The sequence below is a fragment of the Bifidobacterium sp. RTP21102st3_E2_RTP21102_210122 genome, assembly GCF_040916945.1.
GTDB classification, from domain to species: Bacteria; Actinomycetota; Actinomycetes; order Actinomycetales; family Bifidobacteriaceae; genus Bifidobacterium; species Bifidobacterium longum.
Genome location: NZ_JBCPAN010000008.1, coordinates 1 through 11,241, shown reverse-complemented (window position 1 = coordinate 11,241; position 11,241 = coordinate 1). Strand labels below are relative to the sequence as shown.

The window sequence follows — 11,241 nt, the reverse complement described above, 5'->3', positions numbered from 1 at the left end:
CCCAAGAAGGGCGGTACCGTTCGCATACATTCGACGGTGCCGCCCTTTCTTCGCGTCTGGCTGAATGACATGGAATATCGTATGGGGGTGTGACAATGTTTCACGTGAAACATAACGTCATCATTATCGGTTCTGGTCCCGCTGGCTACACGGCCGCCATCTATCTTGGCCGCGCAGGTCTTAATCCTGTTATGGTCACTGGTGCGTTGTCGCCAGGTGGACAGTTGATCAACACCACTGAGGTGGAGAACTTCCCCGGATTCCCGGAAGGTATTCTTGGCCCGGATCTTATGGATCGCATGAAGGAACAGGCCAAGCGCTTCGGTACAACCTATATCACAGACGATGTCTCTTCCATTGAGGCGTGTGAGAGTGATTCGGTCAAGCCGACCTATCGTGTAACGCTCTCCGATGACTCCCAGTTGGAGGCATCAGCACTCATCATCGCCACAGGGTCGTCATTCCGTAAGCTTGGGGTGCCCGGCGAACAGGAGCTGTCCGGACATGGCGTCTCGTACTGCGCCACCTGCGATGGCTTCTTCTTCAGGAACAAGCCTATCGTGGTCGTAGGCGGTGGCGATTCGGCTTTTGAAGAGGCATTATTCCTGACCCGGTTCGGTTCTTCGGTCACCTTGATTCACCGACGCGATAGCTTCCGCGCCTCGCAGATCATGGTGGACCGAGCCAAAGCCAATCCGACCATCACTCTGATGACCAACACAGTGGTGACCTCCATTACCGGCACCTCCTCCCCCACACAGAACACCGGTGCACCTATTGCCATTCCTGGCTTGACAATCAAACGACCGGCTGTGGCACCGGCCAGTGTCAGCAGCATTGCCGTACGTAACGTGGTGACCGGAGAAGAAAGCACGCTGGACACCAACGCCGTATTCGTGGCTATCGGCCATACGCCAGCCACTGATTTTGCAGCTGGTGTTGTGGACCGCGACAATGATGGGTATGTCGTGGTGCAGGGTGCCAGCACGGTGACCAGTGCGCCAGGCATCTTTGCTGCAGGCGATTGCGTGGATCGTACTTATCGTCAGGCAATCAGCGCAGCGGGCATGGGCTGCCGTGCAGCGCTGGATGCGCAGGCCTATCTTACGGACTGATTGCGGCGACCTGATGATGGCTTGCTGTTCTGACTGCTGCCTGTGACATAGGAGCAGCGCTAGGTCAGTGTTACAGCATGCCGCCCTTGGATAGTACGCACCGGTCAAAGGCATAGAAAGGCCCCTCAGGCGCGGAGAGGTTGGGGGCTGCGGACGTTTTCTTGGAGACTGAGCGAAAGGTTTCTCGTATGTTCAGTCTTGAGGAGCGTTCGAGGGCGGTGGAGCTATACCTCACAACGCCGATGACCACCGCGCAGGTGGTGGAGTGCCTGGGCTATCCGACCAGACAGTGCCTGGAATGCTGGCTGGCGATGGATCCCCGGTATGCTGGCCGTATGGCCAAACCCATAATTCCTCTGGAGACAAGACGGAAGGCGATCGAACTGGTGCTGGGCGGCATGCAGCAGAAGCAGGCCGCCAAACAGCTTGGCGTGAGCGTTGGTGCGGTGCACAACTGGGTCAGGGCGTACCGCAGGGGCGGCATGGCCGCGTTGCAGCCCCGGAACCAGAATGCCGCCCAGGGCGGGAAATCGGCGTCCGTCCGTCCTCGGGGCGGGGCGGATGCCGGGGGGCGGCGATGACGTGGAGGCGTTGCGCCGTAGGGTCGAGGAGCTGGAGTTGGAGAACGCGTTGATGCGGGAGGTGGTGGAGGCTCGCAGAAAAAGACCCAGGCGCCGACCTGCGGCGCCTGTCGAACAGGGAGAAGACGATGCCGGTCGACCGGCTGAGGCCGAGGTATTCGCTGAGGTCGATGGCCTGCTTGCTGCGCATAGCGCCGAGCAGCTACCACTACCACCATGCCAGGATCGGCGTTGACAAGTACGCCGGGCTGCGCGCCCGCGTGGCGCGGGCGTTCGCCGACTCCAAGGGCAGGTACGGGTACCGTCGCGTCAAGGCCGCGCTCGGGACGGGCGTCTCGGAGAAGGTGATCCGCAGGATCATGGCCGAGGGCGGGCTCTCGGCGCATGTTCCCAAACGGCGGCGTTACAGCTCCTACGAGGGGGAGACCACGCCCGCTCCCGGTAATCTCGTCAACCGGGACTTCACCGCCGAACGGCCCAATGAGAAGTGGCTGACGGACATCACCGAGATCAAGGCCCGGGACGGGAAGGTGTACCTCTCGCCGATGATCGACTGCCATGACGGCAAGATCGTCGCCTACACGGCCTGCTTCCATCCCAACGCGGAGCTCGCCAACCGGATGCTCGCCGAGGCGGCGGAGACGCTGCCCGACAACACCCGTCCCGTGGTCCATTCCGATTAAGCCGGTTTTGTTGTTAAGCCGGGGAACGGTTCGGGGTCTTGGTGGCTGGCCGTGTCCCATGTGGTTTCCCGGCTTAACGTTCCGGGTTATTTGAGGGTGTGTAGTTGTCGGAGTCGTTGCTCGCTGAGCCATGTCTCCTTGGAGGGGTCGGGGCCGGGGTTGGCCGCATCGACGGCTTTGCGCATCATGTCGAGGGTCGCGAACGCGTAGAACGCGCTGGTTGTGCTCATGCTTTCGTGGCCGAGCAGTTGCATGATGAGCGGTAGCGGCACGCCCTGTTGGTAGAGGTCCATGGCGCGGGTCCGGCGGATCAGGTGGCAGTGGACGCGTTCGGGCATGGACGGGCACGTCCCGCGGCGTGCTCTGGCCGCCGCGGTTTTGAGGATCTCGTCGATCCGGTCCACGGAGAGCGGCTGGATGGCGCCGTTCCTCGTCGAGTGGAACAACGGCCTGTCGCCGTCGCGCATGGACGGTCCGGGATGGAATTCCTCGAGGTAGGCGGCCAGGTGGGTTCGTGTCCTTTCTCCCAGGGGCACGACCCGGCTCTTGCCGCGTTTGCCGGTGAGCGTGACCCTGGCCGGCTTATCCATACCCACGTCCGCGATGGTCAGTGCGGCGAGTTCGCCGATCCTGGCGGCGGTGTCGTACATGAGGATCAGGAGCATGCGGTTCCTGCGCGATTTGGCGTCGCCGGTGCCCCATGCGGTCAGCAACGCTTTGGTGTGCTCCTCCCCGAGGTGGTCGACGGGTTTGCGCGCGGGTGGTTTGACACGTATGCCGGCCGCGTCGTTGCCCAGCGCGGTCAATGCCGGGTGTTCGAGGCCCGCGTGGTCGAGGAACACGCGCATCGTCGTCATCCTCAGCATGATGGTGCGGTCCGAGTACCCGCGCTCGGTCCGCATCCATTCGACCCACCGGCCCAGGCGCGCCCGGTCGAAATGCCCGAAACCGATGTGGCTGCGCTGCGTGCCTTCCGTGGTTTCGAGCCATCGGACGTAGGATTCCAGGCCGATGCGGTACGCCTCGACGGTCTTCGGCGAGCTGCCCCGCACCTTGGGCAGCCAGTGGTGCAGCCAGTCGCGCGCGACTCGCCAGAAGTCCGGTTCACCGGAGCTGGCGGCCGTTTTCCTTGCCTTGCTCATGGTTCCTCCGTTTCCGGGACCACGCGTTCGGCGTCGGCGACGAGGTCCGCGTATCCGTCCATGAAATCGGGGCTGGCGTGCACGTAGTAGAGGGTGCTGTCGATGCCGGCGTGTCCCATGTAGGCCGCCAGATAGGGCAGCATCGCCATCACGTCCACGCCGTCGCGAGTCCACCGCTCGATGTTCGCGAACGCGAACCGGTGCCGGAAATCATAGGGCCTGGGCCGTTTGCCGGCTTGTGGCCACTCGAGCCCGGCCCGCGTCCAGACGCGGCGGAACACCACGCCGGGCATGCCCGGGGAGACCGGATTGCCGGTGGAGGTGACGAAGAACGCGGGACGGTCGTCTCCGAAGCGTTCGCGGGACCGTTGGTCGCATTCCAGCAGTTCGGCGGCGACCTCGTCGCCCACGGGCAGCCTGCGGCTGCGACCGGCCTTGGAATCGACCACGTCGATGGAACGGGCCTTGTGGTCGACGTGCCCGACGGCGAGTCTCCTGACCTCTCGGGTGCGCAGCCCGCAGCAGGCCATGAGCATGAAGAACGCGCGAGACTGCCACGCCCACGGCGACGGAGACTCCAACGTTCCCGCGGCCCGCAGGAACAGGGCGGCCTCGCGGTCCGTCAGCAGGTACGGCGTCGGACGCGGGGATCCGGCCTTCCACTGGTCGGAGAGCACGTACGCGTCGGGATCGTGGGCCAGTCGCATCCACCTGCCGAAGTCCCTGATGTACGAGAACCACGAGCGGCAACCCCCGGGATTCGCGTCGATCCTATGGGCGATCCATCGCTCCACGACGCCCCGCTCCAGACGCACGGCCCCGTGTTCGAGGCAATGCCGGTCGAACGAGCGCAGGACCCGGACGCGGGTGGCGCCATGCCTGCCCATGGACGCCTTGAAGCGGATGTACTCCTCCAATTCGCCGGCGAGCGGGCCGACGAATCCGTGTTCCGTGGGTCTCATGACGATCCGCCTTCCGGCACGGGCAGCACGCACGCGAGCATTCCCCCGCGGTGCGTGGCCATGTAGACGCGTGTGGAATCGGGGTCGGCGTGGCCAAGCACCGCGCTGATCGTCGGCAACGGCGTGGCCGCCTCCAGCATCCTCGTCGCCGCGTTGCGCCGCAACAGCCTGGAACCGCCCCGGCGTCCGAGCCCGGCGTGCCGCATGACACGGCTGATCGCCTCGTACACCGATGAATGACCCCGAAGCGCGACATGGGGCGCCTTGTACCGCACGAACACACGGTCGTCGTCGGTGGCGGGCCTTTCGTCCAACAGCCAGGACGCCAGCCTCGCGGCCAGCGGTCCCGTCATCGGCACGGTCAACGGATTGCCCGTCTTTCGCTGCACCAGACCTATGCTCATGGAATCCCAATCCACGTCGGCGATCCTCAGACCGATCACATCGCATGACCTCAGCCCGCACGTCAGCGACAGCAGGGTGATCGCCGCGTCCCTCGACGGCACCGACCGCGAGGCGCACGCCTCCAGCAAGCGGCGGTGCTCGTCGTCGGGCAACGTTCCCGCGATCGCGTGGGTCCTGCGTATGCCGGCCAGGCCGATCGCGTCCGCCAGGTCATCCCGCCCGAGCCATCTGAACAACGGGCGCAGGTCCGACGCGGCGTGCCGCATCGACGACTCCGACCAGCGTGAACGCAGCCCGGCCAGGAACCCCAGCACATGCGAGCCATCCGAACCATCCAACGACACGACCCCATGAGATTCCAGCCACGTGAGGAACAAGCCCGCCATCCGACGGTAATGCCCCACCGTCGCCGAAGCCAGTCCCGAACCGGCGAGATACGCCTCCCAACGCTCCATGACCACGGCCAAACCCGGAACCACCGGCTCCGCAAGCCTGCTCCTGCGCCACTTGCCCAGGTCCACCGAACCGGACCGCAGATACGAGTCGCACAAACGCGCCAGCCTGCCGTAATCGAACCACCGCTGCCTGCTGAAACCGCCCGTCCGCTCACTGAAGGTCGACGCGGCGAACCCCGCGCCCAACCCACGCGTGTACACCGCATCCGGGCCTCCGGCGTACCGTTCCAACGCCCTGATGGACTTGCGGTACTGGCCTATGGTGGATTCCATATAACCGGCCCCGTAAAGCGCGCGGACCACCTCGCCCGCGACATGGCCAACCGTCGTCTCACCCATGGCAAACTCCTTCGTTCGAATCAAATGGGACAAGACGAACATAACCCGGAACGTTAAGCCGGGAAACCACATGGGACACGGCCAGCCACCAAGACCCCGAACCGTTCCCCGGCTTAACAACAAACCCGGCTTAATCGGAATTAAACCGACATCGGTTTAATTCCGACCGGGGATGCCACTACCGGTGGCCCGGATGGCTGGAGCTCATGGAACGCTACGGGCTGACGCGCTCAATGAGCGCGAAGGGCTGCAGCCCCGACAACGCCGCCGCGGAGGGATTCTTCGGTCGCATGAAGACGGAGTCCGTCTATCCCGAGCATTGGGAGAAACGCACCCGCGACGAGGTGCTTGTCCTGATCGACGAGTACATCCACTGGTACAACCACGAGCGCATCAAACAGTCGCTGGGCTGGATGAGTCCGGTACAATATCGTCAAAGCCAAGGAATGGCTGCATGACTATCTCCAAGAAAACGTCCGCAGCCCCGACGGGCCGACTGCGCTAACGCAACGTCCACCTCATTCGCAAACCGCTCCCGAGACTGTTCCATATTCAAACCTTCCGACTCATTCACAGCCATATTCCTCAATTAGCATCCAATTCTTCCAGCGAGTGGAGGAATCCTCCCGCTGACAGGCCAAAAACGTCCAGAATGTTCCAGCAGTTCGTTCGGCACGGAGGTTTGCGCGTATACGCGACCCAGGAAGAAGCCGAATGGCGAAACGCAACACGGGATGATGATACGATGGCGAACAGTATGCCGAATGGTGCCATGAACGCCCATCCTGTTCGATCCTCGCGGCGTTGCGCTTCAGTGCGCTTTTTGCCATAGAAGAGCCTACGTACCATCTACGTAGCCATAACGTCTCGGAACCACTTTCGGCGCGGAAAGTCTCACGACCCATATGACAATTGAACGTCAAACAACAACATGACGCTTATCCGCAGCACGGAACAACGAAAAACCTCTCACCAGAATCATGCGAGGCTGCACCTTTTAAGATTTGCCGTTAAGTTAGTAGCTAAGTAAATTAGATGGCCCTGCACCAGCCAGTGTTCTCCAGTTCACATTTGACGGACATCGACTTCCCCATTAAGAGACGCCACTCTGGGAGATAGACACGCCCCTGACATTGACTTCATGTCCACACTCAACCAGGGTAAGGTCGAGCGTGAACATGAAGTCAGCTTGAGTCGATTAGAGCTGAATCACGACTCCCTCCCAACGAGCAAGCTCGCCGCGAGCGATCGACTTCACGCCATGTACGGCATCATAGGTGCTGAGCAGCACCTGCGACTCGCTCACGCCATTCCCGAGCAATCGCGCGACCTCCGCCGGCACCCGCGCCGTCCTACCGGTGAGATTGACCATGACGAGAATCGTATCGTCGCCGCCGGTACGGGTGAACGAATACACCTGCTCGCTGTCTGCCGCGACCAGATTCCACTCGCCCGTCGCGACGGTCGCGTTGCCGTGGCGCATGGCGATGAGCTTCTTGTAGAAGCCGTACACGGAATCAGGATCGTCGAACTCCTCGGCCGCGTTGATCTCCACATGGTTCGGATTCACGCCGATCCACGGTTCCGTCGCCGCGTCGGCCGCGGTGAAGCCGGCGTACCTGGAAGCGTCCCACTGCATCGGCGTGCGCGAATTGTCCCGTCCGATGAGCGCGAGGGCCGCCATCATCGATTCCGGCGACTGGCACCTGGCCTCCTCCACGCGCTGGCGGTAGGCGTTGATGGCCTCCAGATCGCGGTACTGGTCAAGCTTGGTGAAATGGGCGTTGGTCATGCCCAGCTCCTCGCCCTCATAAATGTAGGGGGTGCCACGGTGCATGTGCAGCAGCATGCCGAACGCCTTGGCGCTCAACTCGCGCGACTCGCGGTCAGAGTCGTCGCCCCAACGGGACACGACACGCGGCTGGTCGTGGTTGCAGAAGAACAGGCTGGCCCAGCCGGCGTTCCTCACGGCCTCCTGCTGGTCGGCAAGACGAGCACGCAGATTCCTGACTTCGAACGGCACGGTGTTCCACTTGGAACCTTCCTGGTCGACGCCCACGTGGTCGAACAGGAACAGCATGTCGAGTTCCTTGTGGGCCGGATCGGTAATGAACTCGTTGCGTTCCGGAGTGATGCCCGGCGCCTCGCCGACGTTCATGTAGCCCTCACGGCCCTCGAACACCTCACGGCGCATTTCGGCGAGGAACTCGTCGAGCCGCGGACCATCGGAACAGAACGGGCTCGCGTCCGTGTATCCCTCTTCGCCTATCTCTCCTTCGGACAGTTCCGAGTCGACCTCTCCAGGCAGCCGTCCGTGGCTATCGAGATGTTTCGAGATCAAGGTGATCACGTCCATGCGGAAGCCGTCGATGCCACGGTCCATCCACCAGTTCATCATCCTGTACACGGCCTTGCGCACCTCCGGATTCTCCCAATTCAAATCCGGCTGCTTCCTGGAGAACTGGTGGAGGTAGTATTCGCCGCGCTTCGGATCGTACTGCCACGCGGAACCGCCGAAATAGGAACCCCACCGGTTCGGCTCGGCGCCCGGGGTGCCCGGCTCGTGGCCCGGCCTGGCCGGACGCCACCAATACCAGTCGGCATACGGGTCGTCCTTGTCGCGAGAAGCCTGGAACCAGGCATGCTCGTCGGACGTGTGGTTGACCACCAGATCCATCACGATCTTCAGACCGCGCCTGTGCGCCTCGGCGAGCAGCTCATCCATGTCGTCGAGCGTGCCGAACAGCGGGTCGATGTCCTGGTAGTCGGAGATGTCGTAGCCGTTGTCGTCCTGCGGGGACCTGTAGACCGGGGACAGCCACAGCACGTCCACGCCAAGATCAGCCAAATAATCGAGACGGCTGGTGATGCCCTTCAGGTCGCCGATGCCGTCGCCGTTCGTGTCCTGGAAGGAACGCGGGTAGATCTGGTAGACCACCGCGTTGGCCCACCACGGGTTCGGGGTCGCGCCGTTGGAACGCACGGCGTCGGGAAGGACGGAACGATTGAAATCAGTCATATCTTGTTTCCTTATTAAATCAAGTTCTTCATCAACGCGATGCTATGGATCCACGTTGCCTATATACGGGATGAATCAATGTTGCTTTTTCCTTTCCCTTTAGAGTTCCATCCATGAGCCGAACAAGCATGCTCATGCCCAGTTGACACAACTCTGCTGGCATTAAGGGAAATTCATCTATCCTCAGACGCTTGCCTATGGAATCTGTATATGTTCCCGCTGAAATCAGCGAAAGATCTTGAGGAATCTTCATTCCACGCTGCCGCGTCGCAGCAACAAGATTATTAAGGAACAATGGGCCGCCTTGAGTCACAATTGCTGTGTTCTCACTCGAGATGAACCTCTCAAGTAGGTTTTCGGCAGCATCGAAATCATCCTCGTCGGTAAACTCTTCATCTATATGAATCTTGTATCGCGCAGCAGCATCATGCATTGATGTCCTGAGTCGAATGAGGTAATTTGCACCTCCATTTCGTTCGTAATCAATCTCCTTCCCCCCTGCAAACAGAATTCTGCTGTGCCCATTACGACAAAGCGTTTGCATGATCATTTCACCCATTTCAATAAAATCGGTATCAATGCATGGCACATTTATTTCATTCATAGGATGTCCAATAGAAATGAGCGGAATACTTGAAAGCTGAGCCAATTCAATCCGGGGATCATTCATAGTCACATCCATAAGAGCGACACCATCCACCATCCCAGTATCGATGATAGAGCGAAGCTGCTCATCTCCTGTTTCCTCAGTCAACAGCAACGTTTCATAGCCAAGTCGCCTGGCCGCTTTGAGAAAATTTAGAAAATAAGCACAATAGTTGGTATAGCTGGTGGAATCATGGACGGGCGAACTCAGCGCGACGAAATGAGTCTCACCACTCAACGGAGCTGGACCACCGTTTTTCGCCAAGTAACCAAGTTCCCGCGCAGCTTGCAATACTCTCCGACGGGTATTTGCCCCTATGGGACGTTTCCCTGTCATCACATAGGAAACCGTGCTTATGGAAACTCCTGCGAGAGCCGCCACGTCCTTGATTCCAGCCATTGTTATCCTTATTCGTTCACAGTAAAGCCTTGGCTCTTTCCTTGCTCAACGAGCTTGTCCTGCCAAGCCTTCACACCTTCCTTCATTGTGGTCTGTCCCGTGTAAGCAGCCCCGACAGTGTCGGTGAAAACGCTTCGCGCATAAACGTCATAGGGCAGAAATTCGAACTTAGATGTGACACGCTTCGCAGCCTCGGCGAATTCAGCATTGAACTTCTCACCGCCAAAATAATCCACCGTGTCTCCATCGGAGTTCACCATAGTAGTCTGGCTAAGGAATTTATCGTTAGACATGGTCTTCAAATCAGCAGGAAAACCACCTTGGTCCACACGGGACATGATGGCATCAGAATTAGTGCTGGCAAATTCCATAAACTTGTACGCAGCATCCGCATTCTTGGATGACGACATCAGGGCAAGGGAGGAGCCGCCGTACTCAGAACTTACCTTCTCGCCGGCGTTCCACGTTGGCATTTGAGCAATTCGCCACTTTCCAGCACCCTCCGAAGCATTGTTTAAAAACATGCCGGGAGCCCATGCAGCAGATATCACGCTCGCAAATTCTCCGGAACCAACTGAACGATACCAATCATCAGAACTATCTTTTGTCTTCGTTTCGATTAGTCCTTCATCAATCATCTTTTGCCAGAAGTCACAGAATTTCTGCACTCCTTTATCAGTAGTGAGTTTGACGGTAACCTTGGTGCCGTCTTTAGATGTGGAATATGGGTGTCCACCTGCTTGCCAGACCATTGCATTGAAGAATCCGGCGTTCCCTGGATCATTAGTAATATATGAACCAATCTGCTTAATCTTCTTTGCATCTTGATAGAACTCATCCCAAGTACTTGGCGGCTCAGAAATGCCAGCTTTGTCAAATACCTCTTTGTCATAGTAAAAAGCCATTGGTCCAGAGTCGACTGGCATACCATACATACCGCCATTGAAATTCACTGCATTCCAAGTACCTGGGGTGTAGAAATCCTTATATTTGGCAGTCCCATAGTCATTCAGATTTTTAAGAGAGCCCTTAATTACATACTCAGGAATCGCATAATATTCAATCATGGCTATATCCGGAATTCCACTGCCAGCTTCCAAAGCATTATTCAGAGCTTTGTATTCATCTTTACCACTACCGGCATTGGTAAATTTGATGACAATGTTAGGGTTTTTCTTCATGAAAACCTTAGCATTAGCTTTAAGATTGTTATCCCAAGCCCAAACATTAACAACCGTCTTACCGCTCCCATCGGGAGTTTCCGACTGAGTTGTTCCACACGCTGCCAATGGAACAACCATCGCCGCAGCACCGCAGAGAGCAATTATTTTTCCTAACGAGAACCTCATTGTTTCCCTTTCTTTCTATTGAGCAGCAGTGGCATGATCCTTGCTTTTGGCGCCCTTGCTTGTAGTCTGCATCTTAAAACCGAAGGATTATGACTGACAAATAATTTCGATGATTTCGACGATTTCAATAATCAAGGCACTCACCA

General features: G+C 58.9%; 10 protein-coding genes. 4 read left to right on the top strand and 6 right to left on the bottom strand.

Going from position 1 to position 11,241, the window contains the following annotated elements; translation table 11 throughout:
• Window positions 1-95: 95 nt before the first annotated feature.
• The 3 genes from AB5287_RS09305 (at window position 96) to AB5287_RS09295 (ending at window position 2,379) form a co-directional block, all read left to right on the top strand.
• Window positions 96-1,115: an NAD(P)/FAD-dependent oxidoreductase gene (locus AB5287_RS09305; protein ID WP_368221099.1), complete on the top strand. Its 1,020-nt coding sequence runs from the start codon at window positions 96-98 to the stop codon at window positions 1,113-1,115.
• Between the two features lie 188 nt (window positions 1,116-1,303).
• On the top strand, window positions 1,304-1,696 hold the full coding sequence (locus AB5287_RS09300) for a helix-turn-helix domain-containing protein (RefSeq protein ID WP_368221097.1): 393 nt from the start codon (window positions 1,304-1,306) through the stop codon (window positions 1,694-1,696).
• Between the two features lie 128 nt (window positions 1,697-1,824).
• Entirely contained in the window at window positions 1,825-2,379 is a 555-nt protein-coding gene (locus tag AB5287_RS09295) for an IS3 family transposase (protein WP_368221096.1), read from the top strand.
• Between the two features lie 86 nt (window positions 2,380-2,465).
• Here the strand turns inward: AB5287_RS09295 and AB5287_RS09290 are convergent, their stop codons facing one another.
• The 3 genes from AB5287_RS09290 to AB5287_RS09280 are packed head-to-tail and all read right to left on the bottom strand — an operon-like array spanning window position 2,466 to window position 5,682.
• Window positions 2,466-3,521 (bottom strand): tyrosine-type recombinase/integrase, encoded by a 1,056-nt coding sequence (locus AB5287_RS09290; RefSeq protein WP_007054866.1) that lies wholly within the window; start codon window positions 3,519-3,521, stop codon window positions 2,466-2,468.
• The gene (locus AB5287_RS09285; RefSeq protein ID WP_007053138.1) at window positions 3,518-4,483 is read right to left on the bottom strand and encodes a tyrosine-type recombinase/integrase; all 966 of its coding nucleotides are present in this window, start codon (window positions 4,481-4,483) and stop codon (window positions 3,518-3,520) included. The genes AB5287_RS09290 and AB5287_RS09285 overlap by 4 nt, the downstream gene beginning before the upstream one ends.
• The gene (locus AB5287_RS09280; protein WP_032738807.1) at window positions 4,480-5,682 is read right to left on the bottom strand and encodes a tyrosine-type recombinase/integrase; all 1,203 of its coding nucleotides are present in this window, start codon (window positions 5,680-5,682) and stop codon (window positions 4,480-4,482) included. The genes AB5287_RS09285 and AB5287_RS09280 overlap by 4 nt, the downstream gene beginning before the upstream one ends.
• Before the next feature lie 206 nt (window positions 5,683-5,888).
• Between AB5287_RS09280 and AB5287_RS09275 the strand changes: the two genes are divergently transcribed.
• Window positions 5,889-6,140: a transposase gene (locus AB5287_RS09275; protein ID WP_010081562.1), complete on the top strand. Its 252-nt coding sequence runs from the start codon at window positions 5,889-5,891 to the stop codon at window positions 6,138-6,140.
• Between the two features lie 740 nt (window positions 6,141-6,880).
• Here AB5287_RS09275 and AB5287_RS09270 read toward each other — a convergent pair.
• Genes AB5287_RS09270 through AB5287_RS09260 form a run of 3 tightly spaced genes read right to left on the bottom strand, consistent with a single transcriptional unit; the run spans window position 6,881 to window position 11,095 of the window.
• On the bottom strand, window positions 6,881-8,701 hold the full coding sequence (locus AB5287_RS09270; protein WP_240816713.1) for an alpha-glucosidase: 1,821 nt from the start codon (window positions 8,699-8,701) through the stop codon (window positions 6,881-6,883).
• Between the two features lie 31 nt (window positions 8,702-8,732).
• Window positions 8,733-9,746: a LacI family DNA-binding transcriptional regulator gene (locus tag AB5287_RS09265; RefSeq protein WP_101629249.1), complete on the bottom strand. Its 1,014-nt coding sequence runs from the start codon at window positions 9,744-9,746 to the stop codon at window positions 8,733-8,735.
• Window positions 9,747-9,754: 8 nt separating this feature from the next.
• On the bottom strand, window positions 9,755-11,095 hold the full coding sequence (locus AB5287_RS09260; protein WP_032684389.1) for an ABC transporter substrate-binding protein: 1,341 nt from the start codon (window positions 11,093-11,095) through the stop codon (window positions 9,755-9,757).
• Window positions 11,096-11,241: the final 146 nt, after the last annotated feature.